The 15,681-nt window shown below is 72.7% G+C and carries 15 protein-coding genes; all 15 read right to left on the reverse strand.

What is annotated here, in order from left to right:
* Position 1 precedes the first annotated feature (1 nt).
* On the reverse strand, positions 2-2,194 hold the full coding sequence (locus tag AB0N17_RS27515; protein WP_366014194.1) for a hypothetical protein: 2,193 nt from the start codon (positions 2,192-2,194) through the stop codon (positions 2-4).
* A 118-nt stretch (positions 2,195-2,312) separates the two neighbouring features.
* The gene (locus tag AB0N17_RS27520; protein ID WP_366014195.1) at positions 2,313-3,053 is read right to left on the reverse strand and encodes a sirohydrochlorin chelatase; all 741 of its coding nucleotides are present in this window, start codon (positions 3,051-3,053) and stop codon (positions 2,313-2,315) included.
* Between the two features lie 5 nt (positions 3,054-3,058).
* Positions 3,059-3,943 carry an ABC transporter permease gene (locus tag AB0N17_RS27525; protein WP_366014196.1) on the reverse strand — a complete coding sequence of 295 codons (885 nt, stop codon included), beginning with the start codon at positions 3,941-3,943 and terminating at the stop codon, positions 3,059-3,061.
* Complete coding sequence (locus AB0N17_RS27530; protein ID WP_366014197.1) at positions 3,930-4,736, reverse strand: ABC transporter ATP-binding protein; 807 nt, start codon at positions 4,734-4,736, stop codon at positions 3,930-3,932. The genes AB0N17_RS27525 and AB0N17_RS27530 overlap by 14 nt, the downstream gene beginning before the upstream one ends.
* A 10-nt stretch (positions 4,737-4,746) precedes the next feature.
* Positions 4,747-5,856 (reverse strand): aliphatic sulfonate ABC transporter substrate-binding protein, encoded by a 1,110-nt coding sequence (locus tag AB0N17_RS27535; RefSeq protein ID WP_366014198.1) that lies wholly within the window; start codon positions 5,854-5,856, stop codon positions 4,747-4,749.
* Positions 5,857-6,092: 236 nt separating this feature from the next.
* Positions 6,093-7,427: a GTP-binding protein gene (locus AB0N17_RS27540; protein WP_366014199.1), complete on the reverse strand. Its 1,335-nt coding sequence runs from the start codon at positions 7,425-7,427 to the stop codon at positions 6,093-6,095.
* 2 nt (positions 7,428-7,429) lie between these two features.
* Positions 7,430-8,374 (reverse strand): sulfate adenylyltransferase subunit CysD, encoded by a 945-nt coding sequence (cysD, locus tag AB0N17_RS27545; protein ID WP_366014200.1) that lies wholly within the window; start codon positions 8,372-8,374, stop codon positions 7,430-7,432.
* Positions 8,371-8,940: an adenylyl-sulfate kinase gene (gene cysC, locus AB0N17_RS27550; RefSeq protein ID WP_366014201.1), complete on the reverse strand. Its 570-nt coding sequence runs from the start codon at positions 8,938-8,940 to the stop codon at positions 8,371-8,373. Before cysC ends, cysD begins: the two co-directional genes overlap by 4 nt.
* On the reverse strand, positions 8,937-9,647 hold the full coding sequence (locus tag AB0N17_RS27555; protein WP_366014202.1) for a phosphoadenylyl-sulfate reductase: 711 nt from the start codon (positions 9,645-9,647) through the stop codon (positions 8,937-8,939). The genes cysC and AB0N17_RS27555 overlap by 4 nt, the downstream gene beginning before the upstream one ends.
* Positions 9,644-9,826, reverse strand: coding sequence for a hypothetical protein (locus tag AB0N17_RS27560; protein WP_366014204.1), 183 nt, complete (start codon positions 9,824-9,826; stop codon positions 9,644-9,646). The genes AB0N17_RS27555 and AB0N17_RS27560 overlap by 4 nt, the downstream gene beginning before the upstream one ends.
* Complete coding sequence (locus AB0N17_RS27565) at positions 9,823-11,520, reverse strand: nitrite/sulfite reductase (RefSeq protein ID WP_366014205.1); 1,698 nt, start codon at positions 11,518-11,520, stop codon at positions 9,823-9,825. The genes AB0N17_RS27560 and AB0N17_RS27565 overlap by 4 nt, the downstream gene beginning before the upstream one ends.
* A 126-nt stretch (positions 11,521-11,646) precedes the next feature.
* Positions 11,647-11,730, reverse strand: coding sequence for a putative leader peptide (locus tag AB0N17_RS27570; RefSeq protein ID WP_366014273.1), 84 nt, complete (start codon positions 11,728-11,730; stop codon positions 11,647-11,649).
* A 161-nt stretch (positions 11,731-11,891) separates the two neighbouring features.
* Entirely contained in the window at positions 11,892-12,464 is a 573-nt protein-coding gene (locus AB0N17_RS27575; RefSeq protein WP_366014206.1) for a GNAT family N-acetyltransferase, read from the reverse strand.
* A 153-nt stretch (positions 12,465-12,617) separates the two neighbouring features.
* Positions 12,618-13,952, reverse strand: a complete 1,335-nt coding sequence (locus AB0N17_RS27580) for a hypothetical protein (protein ID WP_366014207.1) — start codon at positions 13,950-13,952, stop codon at positions 12,618-12,620.
* Between the two features lie 143 nt (positions 13,953-14,095).
* Entirely contained in the window at positions 14,096-15,385 is a 1,290-nt protein-coding gene (locus AB0N17_RS27585) for a GAF domain-containing protein (RefSeq protein WP_366014208.1), read from the reverse strand.
* Between the last annotated feature and the right edge of the window lie 296 nt (positions 15,386-15,681).

Raw genomic sequence — 15,681 nt, forward strand, 5'->3', positions numbered from 1 at the left:
CTCAGCGCACCACCAGGCTCGCGAGAGGGGGTTCTTCGAGTCGTACCGAGGCGGCGTGCTCCCCGAGCAGGAAGCCGCGCAGGGTGTAGGGGGCCGGGCAGGGCGCGGCCGGCAGCTCCCGCTCCAGGCTGCCGTGCCGGGCCAGTTCCGGTCCGGGGATCCGTACGAGGGTCGTCCCGTCCGAGGCGTCACGTGGCCGCAGGGTGCCGCCGCGCGCGACGCACACGAACTCCGGGACCTCCGGCAGTGCGCCGGGAGCGGCGAAGGTGACCCGCAGCAGCGTGCGCCCCCGGCCGCGGAACCGCCGTGACGCCCGCACCAGTTGATAGGCGACGGACGCGTCCGGCGGCAGCACCGCCTCGGCCGCGTCGGGCACCACGACGACGGCGCCGGGCACCCGGGGCAGGGTCGAAGCCCGCACCCGGACGGCCTCCGGCCCGACCGGCAGCCGCAGCCCGCCGCGCCGGTAGGCGTGCGCGGTGACGGTGCGCTCCCCGCCGCCCCCGGACCGCAGGGGCTCCCATCCGACCACGAGGTGCGTGGCGTCCCCGGGCCAGTCCAGGGAGATCCGCGCCGTCCCGTCGGGCAGCCGCTGCGCCACCAGCCCGGGCACGGGGGGTACGGCCTCCACGCCGACCGCCGGCCCGGCCAGCGCCCGGGCGCCGCGTACGGCGACGGCGGCGACCTCCGTGAAGCCGCCGGGCGGCGGGCGCAGGGCGTCACCCTCCCCGGGCCAGTCCAGCGGGGGCGGCAGCTCGTCCGTGCGCAGCCGGGTGCCCGGAGCCGGGGCCCCGCCCGGCCAGACCACCAGCCGGACCTCCGCCTCGGCGGCCCCGGTCCAGGCGAACCGCACGGAGCCGTCGCCGGCCCGCGCGGTCAGCGTGTCCACGGGCTCGGGCCAGGGATGCACGGTGGCGGTCGCGCGCACGCCGGGGGAGGACACCGGGTGGCCGTCGGGCGCCCGGTAGTGGCACACGATCCGGAAGGCGTGGCCGCCGGACGCCAGCCCCGCGGCGGCGAACCCGCTCTCTTCGGCATCGAGTTCGGCGGTGGTCCCGTCGGGCGCGGTGTGCTCGACGGTGACGGCGACGGCGCCCGCGGGCCGCTGCCACGCGCCGTCGATCCGCTCCGGGCCGTCGGCCAGCACCAGGCGCTCCACCTCCGGGGCGACGAGCAGCCGCCGCGACACCAGCGGCGGGCCGTCCGGCCGTCCGTCCCGCATCGGCAGGGCCGCGTACCGGACGGTGTCGCCCGGCGCGGCGCCCGGGTCCCGGACGGTGCCCGCCGGGGTCGTACCGGCACCGAGGACGCTGCGGACGACGGGCCTGCCGCCGGCGTCGCGCAGCAGCCGCAGCAGCCGCCACTCGCCCGGCTGCTCCCGCCGGTCCTTCCAGCTCAACTCGGTTTGGCCGTCGACGAGTTCGACACCGAGGAGGGGCCGGCGGCCGTGCACGCGGACCAGGGCGGCGAAGGCGCGCCGGTCGTCGGTGGCCGCGCGCAGCGCCCGTAGGTACGCCGCGCTCGCCTCCCGGTGGTCACCGCGGTCCTCGGCCCGCCGCCCGGCCCGCACCGCGTCCTCGACCCCGCGCAGCCGCCCGGCCAGGTCCGCCCGCAGGGCCGCGAGCGCCGGGTCGCCGTCGGCGGGCAGCCGGTCGAGCAGGCGCCGCAGCCGGTGCAGCCGCCGCTGCCCGCGGGCCTCGGCCAGGGACTCGGCGGCGTCCCGCTGCCGCCGGTCGAGCACGGGCCGCAGCCGGGCCGCCGCCACCAGACCCGCCACCTCGTCGGCGTGCACCCCCACCTCACCGGCCAGCCGCGCACGCCGGGCCTCCGGGTGTTCCTGCAGCAGGCATATCAGCTGGTAGAGGACGACACGGCGCACGGCCTGCGGATCGGCGCGGTGCAGCGCGGCCAGTCGCGCGGCGAGCGGTGCGGTGGCCGGACCCGACGACGCGGCCAGATCGTCCAGCAGCGCCGCGTCCACCCGGCGCCGGCCGCGCGGGCCGGCGCCGATGTACAGCCCGTCCAGGACCCGTAACGCCCCGGGCCCGGCCCGCAGCACTTCGCCGAGATGCCGTAAGCCGGCCGCGTGCTGGGCCGCGGCGAGGCCGCCGTATCCGGGCACCAGGGGGCTCAGCGGCAGTCCCGACAGGGCCCTGGGCAGCCCCAGATGATGCCCGAACTCCTGACCGGCCACGCGAACCGCTCTCCCCCGATAGTGCTCCCGCACCCATCCCAGCAGATCCGGAGGTGGCCAGGAAGGGTTTTCGGGGAAGCCGAGCAGGTCGGAGCCTGCCGGGGCGGGACGGGCGCGCTCAGGCGCCGAGCGCCGCCAGAGCGGGTGTGCGGGCCTCGTCGTAACGTTCGAGCAGCACCCGGGCCACCTCCGGCGCCGGTCCCAGCACGTCGGCCAGCACATCCGCCCCGGCCGCGCCGCGCGCGATCCGGTCCGGCAGGAAACCGGGCGCCAGGACGTACGGCGCGACGGCCACCCGCTCGCAGCCGAGGGCGCGCAGCTCCCGCACCGCGTCCTCGGTGCGCGGAAGAGATGCGGAGGCGAACGCAGGCCGCACGGCGCACCAACCGGTGTGCCGCCACTCCCGCGCGATTCCTGCGATCACTGCGATCGCCTCCGGGTCGGAGGACCCCGCCGAGGCCAGCACGACCCCGGTCGAGGACTTGTCGGCGGGCGTCAGCCCCGCCTCGTACAGCCGCCGTTCCAGCGCGGACAGCAGCAGCGGCGACGGGCCGAGCACCTCCGCCTGCCGGATCCGCAGCCGCGCCGGCGCCTCGCGCAGCACGGCGGGGATGTCGGCCTTGGCGTGGAAGGCCCGCGTCAGCAGCAGCGGCAGGGCGACGACGTCCCGCACGCCCTCCGCCGCCAGGGAGTCCAGCACCCCCTGCACCGAGGGGACGTTGAAGTCCAGGAAGCCGGTCTCCACGCGCAGCCCAGGCCGCAGCGACCGCACCCGCTCCACGAGGGCGTGCACGGTGCAAGCGTGCCGCGGGTCGCGGCTGCCGTGGGCGACGACGAGGAGAACGGGCTTCGTGCGCACGGGGATCAGCTCTTCACCAGCAGGCCGCGGCTGCGCAGCACCCACCGCTCCAGCGGGCTGAAGATCAGCAGGTCGATGGCGATACCGACGAACAGGATCAGCAGGATGGCCTCGAAGACCATGGCCATGTCGCTGGCCGTGCGGGCGTTCTCCAGCAGCTGGCCGAGGCCCGTCCCGAGGTCCGGGAAGTTCGCGATGATCTCCGCGGCCATCAGGGAGCGCCAGGAGAAGGCCCAGCCCTGCTTCATACCGGCCACATAGCCGGGCAGGGCCGCCGGCAGGGTGATGTGCCAGGTGCCCCGCAGACCGGTCGCGCCCAGCGTGCGGCCCGCGCGCAGGAACAGCGGCGGCACCTGGTCCACGCCGGACACCAGCCCGTTGGCGATCGACGGCACGGCGCCCAGCAGGATCACCGCGTACATCATCGAGTTGTCCAGGCCGAACCAGACCACCGCGGGCGGCACCCACGCCACCGACGGCAGCGACTGCAGACCGGACAGGATCGGCCCGATGGCGGCGCGCACGAACCGCACCCGCGCCACCAGCAGGCCCAGCGGGGTGCCGATCAGCAGCGCGAAGCAGAAGCCGAGCAGACCGCGCGAGACACTGGTCCAGATGTAGTCGAGCAGCTTGCCCTGCACCCAGTCCTCGCGGACGGCGTGCCAGACCGCGGCCGGGGTCGGCAGCTTGGTCGGGTCGTCGACGATCTTCAGACTGATCAGGCCCTGCCACACCACCAGCACCACGACGATCGCGGTGACCGGCGGCACGACCTTGCCGACGAGGGTCTTGCCCAGCGGCGTACGGCCCGACTGCGCGGTCTCCAGCGCGTCGAGACCCGCCTCCACGCTCCCCGCCGACTCGCGGGCGGTCGTATCAGTGCTGGCCATGACGGCGGATCTCCCCACGCAGTACTTCGGTGATCTCGAGGGACAACTCCGCCACCGGCGCGTCCTCGATACGGCGCGGCTGCGGAATCTCCACCTCCCAGGTCCGGGCCACCCGGCCCGGACGGGAGGACAGCAGCACGACCCGCTGGGCGAGCCGCACCGCCTCGCGCACGTTGTGCGTCACGAACAGCACCGACAGCCCCGTCTCGGCCCAGATACGGGTCAGTTCGTCGTGCAGCACGTCCCGGGTGATGGCGTCCAGGGCCGCGAACGGCTCGTCCATCAGCAGCAGGCTGCTCTCCTGGGCGAGGGCGCGGGCCATCGCCACGCGCTGGCGCATGCCGCCCGACAGCTCGTGGACGCGCTTGCCGTGCGCCCCCTTCAGCCGGACGAGTTCGAGCAGCTCCTCGGCCTTGTCGCGCCGGTCGGGCTTGGCCACCCCCCGCAGCTTCAGGGCGAGTTCGATGTTCTTGCCCGCGGTCAGCCACGGGAAGAGGGCGTGCTCCTGGAACATCAGGGCGGGGCGGCCGTCGGTGCTGATGGAGCCGGCGGAGGGCCGGTCCAGGCCCGCCACCAGGTTCAGCAGCGTCGACTTGCCGCACCCCGAGGCCCCCAGGAGGGTGACGAACTCGCCGGGCGCGACATCGAGGCTGATGTCGTCCAGGACGAGCTGCTGCCCGCCCGGTGTCGGATACGACTTCGAGACGTGCTCGAGGCGTGCGGCGTACTCGACCGACGGAGCGGCCTTGGCAAGGGTCGTCGTGGCCATGGTCGTCACCTCCTGGGAACTCATCGGGGCGTGCTCAGCTGGTGCCGAGACCGGCGGCGTCGACCGGGCTCGCGCCCCCGGCCTTGAGAACCTTGTTGAGGAGCGTCAGGTCGTAGATCCCCTTGAGGTTCGGCTTGTCCAGCAGGCCGGCCTTGACCGCGTGCGCGGCCTCGGTGTTCAGGGTGGCGGCCAGCGGGTCATCAGTGAACGTGATGGAACTCCAGGCCGGGTCGAGGACGTTCGCCGGGAGCGCCTTGCCGGAGTCCGTGGCCAGCTGCTTGTTCGCGGCGGCCTTCGCCCGGTCCGGGTTGGCGTTGATCCACTTGTTGGTCTCGACCGCGGCCTTCAGGACCGCCTCGACGGCCTTCGGGTGCTCCTTGAGGAAGGCCTGCCGCACCACGATGTTCGTGATCACGAACTTCTTGTCCGGCCACAGCGTGGACTCGTCCAGCAGCACCTTGCCGCCCTCGGCGACCAGCTTGGACGCGGTCGGCTCGGGCACCCAAGCACCGTCGATCGAGCCGGCCTTGAAGGCGTCCGGCGTCACCTTGTTGTCGCTGCGGACGACCGTGACGTCACCCTTGCCGCTCTGCGGGTCGACCTTGTAGCCCTGCTCGGCGGCCCAGTTGAGGAAGGCCACGTCCTGCGTGTTGCCCAGCTGGGGGGTGGCGATCTTCTTGCCCTTGACGTCCTTGAGGGACTTGATCTTCTCCGGGTTCACGACCAGCTTGACACCGCCGGACGCCGAACCGCTGATGATCTTCAGGCTCTTGCCGTCGGACTTGGTGTATCCGTTGATCGCCGGGGACGGGCCGATCCAGCCGATGTCGATGGACCCGGAGTTGAGGGCCTCGATCTCGGACGGACCCGCGTTGAAGATCGCGGGCTTGACCGCGGTGGCGCCCAGCTCCTTCTGGAAGAAGCCTTTCTGGACGCCGACCAGCGCGGTGGCATGGGTCAGGTTACCGAAGTAACCGATCTTCACGGAGTCGAGCCCGTCGGTCTTCTTGGCCCCGGCGGCGACCTTGGCGGTGTCGTCGTTCTTGGCCTCGGACCCGTAGCCGCAGGCGGCCAGGGTGAGCAACGGCAGAGCGGTGAGCGCGGCTATGCCGCGGCGGAGGAGCGTGGAGCGGTTGGCAGGCACGGGAGGTGTTCCTCTCGTTGGCCCGGCGGTCACGGTCTCTCAGGTCGTGGCCGGGAGTTCGGCAAAGGGTCTTCGTCGCTTCCGGGACGTCGGGTGGGGGGACGGGGCGCGCAGGCAGTGCGCGTACGTCAACGCACACATCGCGCCACACCACCCTGCCCGCTGCCGAGGGCGCCGCTGCCGACGCGGCCGCCCTCTTTAGCGAACGTCGAGTAGAAGTCCGGCGGGTTCATAGCTCAGAAGTCCCAGCCGTCGTCGTCCGAGCCGTCCTTGACCGGTTCGGGAGCCGCGAACGACTCGCCGACCATGCCCGCGGTGAGCGTGGTGCCGTCACCCGGGTCGATCAGGATGAACGAGCCCGTGCGCCGCGAGTCGGCGTAGGAGTCGACCGGCAGCGGCTCGGCGGTACGGATCTTCACCCGGCCGATGTCGTTGGCGACGAGCTGCCCCGGGTGCGGGTGCAGCGACAGGTCGTCCAGCGTCAGCCGGGACGGGATGTCCTTGACGATCGCCTTGACCGTGCGGGTGCCGTGCTTGAGCAGCACCCGGTGCCCGACGGTCAGCGGCTGGTCGGCGACGTGGCACACGGTCGCCTCCACGTCCTGCGTGGTGGCCGGCGCGTCCTTCGTCGGCACGATCAGGTCGCCGCGCGAGACGTCGATGTCGTCCTCGAGCAGCACCGTCACCGACTGCGCCGTCCACGCCACGTCGACCGGCTCGCCCAGCAGGTCGATCCCGGAGATCTTCGTGGTCCGCCCGGACGGCAGGACCGTGACCCGCTCGCCGACCCGGAAGGTGCCGGCCGCGATCTGGCCCGCGTAGCCGCGGTAGTCGGGGTGCTCGGCGGTCTGCGGCCGGATCACGTACTGCACGGGCAGCCGGGCGTGGCAGTGCGCCAGGTCGTGGCTGACGGGCACGGTCTCCAGGTGTTCCAGCACGGTCGGGCCGCCGTACCAGTCCATGTTCGCGGACGGCTCCACCACGTTGTCCCCGGCCAGCGCCGAGATCGGGATCGCGGTGACCTCGGGGACGCCCAGCTCGGTCGCGTAGGCGGTGAACTCCTCGGCGATCGCCGCGAACACCTTCTCCTCGTACCCGACGAGGTCCATCTTGTTGACGGCGAGGACGACGTGCGGCACCCGCAGCAGGGCGGCGATGGCCGCGTGCCGGCGGGTCTGCTCGACCACGCCGTTGCGGGCGTCGACGAGGACCACCGTCAGCTCGGCCGTGGAGGCGCCGGTGACCATGTTGCGGGTGTACTGCACATGGCCGGGGGTGTCGGCGAGGATGAACCGGCGGCGCGGGGTGGCGAAGTAGCGGTAGGCGACGTCGATGGTGATGCCCTGCTCGCGTTCGGCCCGCAGGCCGTCGGTGAGCAGCGCGAGGTCGGGGGCGTCCTGGCCGCGGCTCGCGGAGGCCCGCTCGACGGCCTCCAGCTGGTCGGCGAGGACCGACTTGGAGTCGTGCAGCAGGCGGCCGACGAGGGTGGACTTGCCGTCGTCGACGGACCCGGCGGTGGCGAACCGCAGCAGGGTGGTGGCCGAGAGCGCCTCGGTCGTGATCGTGCTCATGACTAGAAGTACCCCTCGCGCTTGCGGTCTTCCATCGCGGCCTCGGAGAGCTTGTCGTCGGCGCGGGTCGCGCCGCGCTCGGTGAGCCGGGAGGCGGCGATCTCGGCGATCACGGCGTCCAGCGTGCTCGCGTCGGAGTCGACGGCGCCCGTGCAGGACATGTCACCGACGGTCCGGTACCGCACGAGCCGCTTCTCCACGGTCTCGCCGTCCTTCGGACCGCCCCACTCGCCGGCGGTCAGCCACATGCCGCCCCGGGCGAACACCTCGCGCTCGTGCGCGAAGTAGATCTGGGGCAGCTCGATGCCCTCGCGGGCGATGTACTGCCACACGTCCAGCTCGGTCCAGTTGGACAGCGGGAAGACCCGCACGTGCTCACCGGGAGCGTGCCGTCCGTTGTACAGGTTCCACAGCTCCGGCCGCTGCCGGCGCGGGTCCCACTGCGAGAACTCGTCGCGCAGCGAGAACACCCGCTCCTTGGCGCGGGCCTTCTCCTCGTCCCGGCGGCCGCCGCCGAACACCGCGTCGAACTTCCCGCTCTGGATCTTCTCCGTCAGCGGAAGCGTCTGCAGCGGGTTACGGGTGCCGTCGGGGCGCTCCTTGAGCACACCGCGGTCGATGTAGTCCTGCACCGAGGCCACATGGAGACGCAGCCCGTGCTTCTCGACCGTGCGGTCGCGGTAGGCGAGGACCTCCGGGAAGTTGTGCCCGGTGTCCACGTGCAGCAGCGAGAACGGCACCGGCGCCGGCGCGAACGCCTTCAGCGCCAGGTGCAGCATCACGATCGAGTCCTTGCCGCCGGAGAACAGGATCACCGGGTTCTCGAACTCGCCCGCCACCTCACGGAGGATGTGCACGGCCTCGGACTCGAGGGCGTCCAGGTGCGAGAGGGCGTACGGGCTGTCCGTCCCCTCGTCACCGGTCGCGGTCTTGGCGACGGTCGTCATGCCAGTCCCTTCTCGCTCAGCAGGGCGTACACGGATGCGGCGGACTCCGGGACCGTCTGGTCCTGCGACTCGATCCGCAGGTCCGGCGTCTCGGGCTCCTCGTACGGGTCGTCGACCCCGGTGAGCCCGGTCAGCTCGCCCGCGGCCTGCTTGGCGTACAGCCCCTTCACGTCGCGCACGCTGCACACCTCGACCGGGGTCGCCACATGGACCTCCAGGTACGGCGTCCCGTTCTCCTCGTGCCGCTTGCGGACCGCGTCCCGGCTGTCCGCGTACGGCGCGATCACCGGCACCAGCGCCTTGACGCCGTTGCGGGCGAGCAGTTCGGCGACGAAGCCGATGCGCTGCACGTTGGTGTGCCGGTCCGCACGGGAAAAGCCGAGGCCCGCCGAGATGAACTCGCGGATCTCGTCACCGTCGAGCACCTCGGCCCGGTGGCCCTCGGCACGCAGCCGGCCGGCCAGCTCGTACGCGATGGTGGTCTTGCCGGCGCTCGGCAGACCCGTGAGCCAGACGGTGGCTCCGGTCGTCACGTCGTTCTCCTGGAAGTTCTGAGAGTTCGTCATCCGTGCAGTCCGCACTCGGTCTTGGCGCGGCCCGCCCAGCGGCCGGCGCGAGCGTCCTCGCCCTCCAGCACCCTGCGGGTGCACGGGGCGCAGCCCACGGAGGTGTAGCCGTCCATCAGCAGCGGGTTGGTGAGCACGCCGTGTTCGGCGACGTACGCGTCCACGTCGTCCTGCGTCCAGCGGGCGATCGGCGAGATCTTGACCTTCTGCCGCTTCTCGTCCCAGCCGACCACCGGGGTGTTCGCCCGGGTCGGGGACTCGTCGCGGCGCAGGCCCGTCGCCCACGCCCGGTACCCCGCCAGGCCCTCTTCCAGCGGCTGCACCTTGCGCAGCTTGCAGCACAGGTCGGGGTCGCGGTCGTGCAACTTCGGACCGTACTGCGCGTCCTGTTCGGCGACCGTCTGCCGCGGGGTGAGGGTGATGACGTCGACGTCCATCACGGCCTCGACGGCGTCCCGGGTGCCGATGGTCTCCGGGAAGTGGTAGCCGGTGTCGAGGAACACCACGTCCACCCCCTTGAGCACACGGGAGGCGAGATGGGCGACCACGGCGTCCTCCATGGAGGACGTGACGCAGAACGCCGTGCCGAAGGTGTCCACCGCCCACTGGAGGATCTCCAGCGCGGAGGCGTCCTCCAGCTCGCGGCCCGCCTGCTCGGCGAGTTCCTTCAACTCCTCGTCCGTACGGCCTTCCTGAGCCGTCGTCATATCTGCTCGTCCCCTCCGTGGTCGGCTCGCTGCAGCCCCCGGGCGAGCAGCCCGAGGAACTTCAGCTGGAATGCGCGGTTGCACGCCCCGCATTCCCAGGCGCCGTGGCCCTGCTCGTGCGGACGCAGGTCCTCGTCGCCGCAGTAGGGGCAGTGGAACGGGGCGGCACGCTCGCTCACGACAGGGCCTCCTCGGAGGCCCGGGCCGCCCAGGTGGCGAACCGCTCGCCGTCCTCGCGCTCGGCCTGGAAGCGCTTGAGCACCCGCTCGACGTAGTCGGGCAGTTCGTCCGCGGTGACCTTCAGACCGCGCACCTTGCGGCCGAAGCCCGGCTCCAGGCCCAGGGCGCCGCCCAGGTGCACCTGGTAGCCCTCGACCTGCCTGCCCTCGTCGTCGAGGACCAGCTGGCCCTTGAGACCGATGTCCGCGACCTGGATACGGGCGCAGGCGTTCGGGCAGCCGTTGACGTTGATGGTGAGGGGCTCGTCGAAGTCCGGCAGCCGGCGCTCGAGTTCGTCGATCAGCTGCGAGCCGCGCTGCTTGGTCTCCACGATCGCGAGCTTGCAGAACTCGATGCCGGTGCAGGCCATCGTGCCGCGCCGGAAGGTGGACGGCCGGGCGGTGAGGTCCAGCGCCTCCAGACCGTCGACCAGCGAGTCGACCTGGCCCTCCTCGACATCGAGGATGATCATCTTCTGCTCGACGGTGGTACGGACCCGGCCCGAGCCGTGCGCCTCGGCGAGGTCGGCGACCTTCGTCAGGGTGGCGCCGTCGACCCGGCCGACACGCGGTGCGAAACCGACGTAGTACCGGCCGTCCTTCTGCCGGTGCACACCGATGTGGTCGCGCCACTGCTGCACGGGCTGCTCGGGACCCGGCCCGTCGACCAGCTTGCGCCCGAGGTACTCGTCCTCCAGCACCTGGCGGAACTTCTCCGCGCCCCAGTCGGCGACGAGGAACTTCAGCCGGGCGCGGTTGCGCAGCCGGCGGTAACCGTAGTCACGGAAGATGGAGATGACGCCCTCGTAGACGTCGGGGACCTCGTCGATCGGCACCCATGTGCCCAGCCGGACGCCGAGCTTGGGGTTGGTGGACAGGCCGCCGCCGACCCACACGTCGAAGCCGGGGCCGTGCTCGGGGTGCCGCACGCCGACGAACGCCACGTCGTTGATCTCGTGCACCACGTCCAGCAGCGGCGAACCCGAGATGGCCGTCTTGAACTTGCGGGGGAGGTTCGAGTACGCCTTGTTGTTCAGGACGCGGCGCTTCATCTCCTCCAGCGCCGGCGTGCCGTCGATGATCTCGTCCTCGGCGATGCCCGCCACCGGGGAGGCGATCATCACGCGCGGGGTGTCACCGCAGGCGGTGACGGTGGACAGGCCGACGCCCTCCAGCCGGTCCCAGATCTCGGGCACGTCCTCGATCCTGATCCAGTGGTACTGGACGTTCTGCCGGTCGGTGATGTCCGCGGTGCCGCGTGCGAACTCCTGCGAGATCTCCCCGATGACCCGCAGCTGTCGCGTCGTCAGCGCACCGCCGTCGATGCGCACCCGCAGCATGAAGTAGCGGTCGTCCAGCTCCTCCGGCTCCAGGACCGCGGTCTTGCCGCCGTCGATCCCGGGCTTGCGCTGGGTGTACAGCCCCCACCAGCGCATCCGGCCGCGCAGGTCGCTGGGGTCGATCGAGTCGAAGCCCCGCTTGGAGTAGATCGTCTCAATGCGTGTCCGCACATTGAGACCGTCGTCGTCCTTCTTGACCTGCTCGTTGCCGTTGAGCGGGGTGAAGTGGCCGACGGCCCACTGACCCTCGCCGCGGTGACGGCTCACCCTGCGGCGGGGCGCGGAGTCGGCGGGGTTCTGCGGGGTGGCGGCCATGGTTCTACGTCCTTCGGGACAGGCGGAAAGATGCTCTGACCTGCGCGTCCGTGCGCATGCGGGCATGCGTGCGCGTCCTTGCGCAAGCAGGGATCAGATACGGGGTTCTCGGTGGTGCTGGGAGGCTCAGCTCACCGGACAGATGGCGCTGGACATGCGGCCGAGGTCGACGTGCCGCCGACTCACCAAGGCAACTCCAGTTCCGGACATGACGGAAGCGTGTCACGGCGATCTGGACACAGTCCAGCTTCGTCCATCATGCGGACATCCGCGTCCCGGAATGTGGGACACGGGTGTCGTCGCTCACATGCGCCGCCGAGAGGGTTGTCCTGGCAGGCCGCACGGGGTATCGGGTGGTGGACGGGTGCCGGTCAGGCGGGGAACGCGCCAGGCCACGGGCCCGGCGACGGCACCTCGGGCTCCAGCTCGACCTTGGTGTCGAACAGGGTGAAGCCGCGCCGCCGGTAGTTGTCCATGGCGAACTCGCCGTCCTTGCTGCACGTGTGCAGCCACACCCGCTTGGTCGGCGCCCGCCCCGGCCACCGCTCGGCCAGGTCCCAGGCGCGGGCCGCGCCGTACGCGAGCAGGTGGCCGCCGATGCGCCGGCCCCGGAACGCCGGGATCAGCCCGAAGTAGACGATCTCGACGACGCCCTCGTCCTGCGGGTCCAGCTCGACGTAGCCGGCCGGGGTGCCCCGGTCGTAGGCCACCCAGGTCTCCACGCCGGGCCGCTCCAGGTGCTCCTGCCACCGCGCGTACGTCCAGCCCAGCCGGTCGGTCCACAGGATGTCCCCGCCGACCGAGGCGTACAGGAAGCGGCTGAACTCGGGCGAGTGCACCTCGGCGCGGACGATCCGGACGTCTCCTTCGGGCGCCGCGGCGGGCAGGAGATCGGCCGGGGAGGTCTGCTGGAGCGACCAGGTGGTGACGGGAACGCTGCTCATGCCGGCCAGGGAATCATCCCGTCGGCTGATCTGTCGATCGACCAGGTCACGCCGGTGACGGGGCGGGTGGGGACAGGCCGGCCGGCGGCCGGGCGGGCGCGTCGCATCCGGGCCCGGCGTACCCCTGGGCTCAGGAGGGCCGGCCGGGCCGGCTCACCTCACGGACCGGTCGAGGTCGGCCAGCGGCAGGGCGAACAGCATCCGGTCCGACAGGGACCACACCTCGCCCGTCGCCTGCCAGTACGACAGCGAACCCGCCGCCACGGCCCAGCAGCGGGGGGAGCCGTCCGCGCCGCAGTGCGCCGCCTTCGCCCCCCGGACGTCCTGGCGCCACAGCCCGCCGTGACCGTCCTGCGAGCCGGGCAGGTGTCCCACATACCAGGACGGCCGCGCCGCCCCGGCCGGCCGGTACGACAGCACGCCCCGGATCCCGGCGGCCCGGGTGCGGTAGGCCTCCACCGCGTCCACCCGCCCCGCGCCGTCCGTGGCGAGCAGCCCGCCGCGCGCGGGCTGCGTGGCGAACGCGTACCGCCACAGCCGCGCCGGCCGGTCGCTGTCCGCGGCGGTCCACTCCGCGGCGACCAGACTGTCGGGCGCGCTGCCGCGGTCCAGGGCGAGCGCCCCGGGGCACGGCGCCCCGGCGGCGGAACAGCGTCCGGAGGCGAAGCGGTACGAGCCGACCGCGGGCATCACATAGCCGTACCCGTCGGCGGACCAGCCACCCGGCACCCGGCCGATCGCCGGGCCGTCGACCGTGGCGCGCTGGATCCGGTCGAGGTCGTAGACGTACAGCGCGTCGGCGCTGCCGGTCGTGGTGGTGACGAGCAGCTTGTCCTGGTACCAGACCATGCCGGAGACACCGGACGCCAGCCCCCGGTAGTCACGTCCGCCCTGGACCGGTACGACCAGCAGCACCCAGCGGTAGGAGAGGTGGGCGGGATCGTCGGCGTCCATGACGGCGACCCGGGCCAGACCCCGCTCGGCGGCGCGGCCGGTGGTGGTGCTGTGCGTCCAGCCGGTGAGGACCACCCGGTGCGTTCCCCAGACACCGTCGTCGTCGGCGTCCCCGGAGGTGGTGACCGAGGCGGGACGCCAGGCGGCACCGGAGGCGTCGGCCGGGTCCCAGCAGTAGGCGCGGGTGGCGGACGGGGCGACGGGCAGGGACGCGTGGTCCGCGGAGGAGCAGCCGTCGCCCTCGCGCATCACGCGGTCGGCGCTGCCCAGCACGGCGTCCACCCCGACCGGCCGTCCCATCCCGGCGGAGAGCCGGTCGAGGGTGCGGGCGGGGACCAGGTGCTCCTGCAGCCGGAGCCGGCCGGTGTCCGCCGCGGAGGGCAGCGGCTTGAGGGAGCCCGGGTGCTCGGCGACCCCGGCCTGGGACGTGCTGATCAGCGTGGCCGCGGCGGTGAGCGCCAGCGCCGTCCCGGTCAGGACCGCGCGCAGAGCGGCACCCCGTCTGCGCCGGCGGTGTCTGCCGCGATGCTTCATGTCTCCTCCCGGGGGGCGGACCAACTGCGCCTGGCGATCCGTGCATTGACGCGAGGAACAGGTGGCGGCGCCCGTAGGGGATGCTACGGCAGTAACGGGCCGCGCAGGGCGAAGACCCCGCAAATATGCTCAGGACACACGCCTCAGGCCGGGGACCGGCCACCCCGCGCGGCCGCCCGTCTGCGGTTCACCGCCGGTGCCGTCGACGGAGGCAGCAGGTCACCGGGGTCGTCGGGCAGCACCACCTCGACCTCCGCGTCCTCACCGAAACGATACGGCCGGTGGTGCAGAACGTCCCCGAGATACCGCCGGATCCGGGACATCTCCGCCCGTACCGTCACCGTGCGTGAGGGATCACCGAACAGATCCTCGGCCAGGGCCGCCGCCCCCCGGCCGGTGCGGTGCTCGGCGAGCAGGAACAGCAACTCCGCGTGCCGGGGACTCAGTTCCCGGGACCAGGAGCCCGCCGACGTCGAGACCGTCAGCGCACAGCGGCCCGGCCGGGCGAGGTCCAGCACGATGCGGGTGGTGGCGGCCGACGCCTGCGGCTCCTCGGTCGCCCGCAGCAACCAGCCGCCGGCCAGCGGCTCCACCCCGCACGCCCCGAGCGCGGCCAGCCACCGGCGGCCCGGCCGCAGCGACTTGGGCAGCATGACCCGCCGCACGTACGGCATCCCCGTCACCGCCGCCGCCCAGCCGTCCCGGTCCACCACCAGGGCCCGCCCGCCGAGGCGGGCCAGCACCGGCGCCGCCACCGCCCGCAACCGCTCCAGCGACGCGAGATGCCGCTCCCGCAGCCGCGCCTCGGCCAGCTTCGCCACCGAGTCCACCCAGGCGAGCGTCGCCGGATGCATCGTCTCCAGGGGGCCGCTCACGTCCACCACACCGAGCAGCCGGCCGTCCCTGGGATCGGTGATCGGAGCGCCCGTGCACGTCCAGGACGTCTGCGAGCGGACGAAGTGCTCACCGGCGAAGACCTGCACCGGCCGCCGTACCACCGCCGGGGTCCCCACCCCGTTGGTGCCGACGACGTCTTCCCGCCAGTCCGCGCCCAGTTCAAAGCCGAGGCCGTCCGCCTTGCGCAGCACCGGAGGGGCGCCTTCCCGCCACAGCACCCGCCCGTCCGCGTCCGCGACCACCATGATGTGCTGGGCCACGTCCGCGACCGAAAGCAGACCCTCGCGCAGCACCGGCAGGACGTGCCTGAGCGGTGACTCCTCCCGTCGGCGCCGTACCTCGTCGGAGGGCAACAGACCCGACCTGAAGTCCCGTTCGGGATCGACCCCGCTGCGCAGCATCCTCCCCCAGGACTGCTCGATCACCGGACGCGGCGCGATCCGCGTACGCTGACCGGCCAGCGCGGCCTCGCGCACCTCGCTCAGCACCCGCGCCGCCTGCGCCGCGTCCACGGCGGCCAGACGCGCCACGTTCATCGGCGGGTTCACCACTGGGGTCCTCCCGGACAAGATGTCGAACACAGTTGTCAAGCTGTCCGGGCGGCGGTTTCCGGTCCGGCTGTGCCTCTCATACTGCCGTTCCGGGCAGGCCGGAGGCACACACTCCGCGCATGTGCATCAACAAGTTGCAACCCCCTGCAACCCTGGTGGACCGTCCGAAGGTGGCTGAGACTTGACCTCGACGCGTTGCGCGTCCGCGGGCTCAACGGCCCCTGGACCGGGGGTGGTGCCGTGTCGGCGCAGCACCACCCCCTCCGGGAACGCGGCGCCGG

Origin of the sequence: Streptomyces sp. NPDC051133 (assembly GCF_040682635.1) — a bacterium.
Classification (GTDB): domain Bacteria; phylum Actinomycetota; class Actinomycetes; order Streptomycetales; family Streptomycetaceae; genus Streptomyces.

What these genes read in the sequence shown, in the direction of transcription:
- AB0N17_RS27525 (WP_366014196.1), bottom strand. Translation starts at nt 3,943, where the DNA reads ATGGCCAGCACTGATACGACCGCCCGCGAGTCGGCGGGGAGCGTGGAG.
- AB0N17_RS27530 (WP_366014197.1), bottom strand. Translation starts at nt 4,736, where the DNA reads ATGAGTTCCCAGGAGGTGACGACCATGGCCACGACGACCCTTGCCAAG.
- AB0N17_RS27540 (WP_366014199.1), bottom strand. Translation starts at nt 7,427, where the DNA reads ATGAGCACGATCACGACCGAGGCGCTCTCGGCCACCACCCTGCTGCGG.
- cysD (WP_366014200.1), bottom strand. Translation starts at nt 8,374, where the DNA reads ATGACGACCGTCGCCAAGACCGCGACCGGTGACGAGGGGACGGACAGC.
- cysC (WP_366014201.1), bottom strand. Translation starts at nt 8,940, where the DNA reads ATGACGAACTCTCAGAACTTCCAGGAGAACGACGTGACGACCGGAGCC.
- AB0N17_RS27555 (WP_366014202.1), bottom strand. Translation starts at nt 9,647, where the DNA reads ATGACGACGGCTCAGGAAGGCCGTACGGACGAGGAGTTGAAGGAACTC.
- AB0N17_RS27565 (WP_366014205.1), bottom strand. Translation starts at nt 11,520, where the DNA reads ATGGCCGCCACCCCGCAGAACCCCGCCGACTCCGCGCCCCGCCGCAGG.
- AB0N17_RS27570 (WP_366014273.1), bottom strand. Translation starts at nt 11,730, where the DNA reads ATGTCCGGAACTGGAGTTGCCTTGGTGAGTCGGCGGCACGTCGACCTC.
- AB0N17_RS27575 (WP_366014206.1), bottom strand. Translation starts at nt 12,464, where the DNA reads ATGAGCAGCGTTCCCGTCACCACCTGGTCGCTCCAGCAGACCTCCCCG.
- AB0N17_RS27580 (WP_366014207.1), bottom strand. Translation starts at nt 13,952, where the DNA reads ATGAAGCATCGCGGCAGACACCGCCGGCGCAGACGGGGTGCCGCTCTG.
- AB0N17_RS27585 (WP_366014208.1), bottom strand. Translation starts at nt 15,385, where the DNA reads ATGAACGTGGCGCGTCTGGCCGCCGTGGACGCGGCGCAGGCGGCGCGG.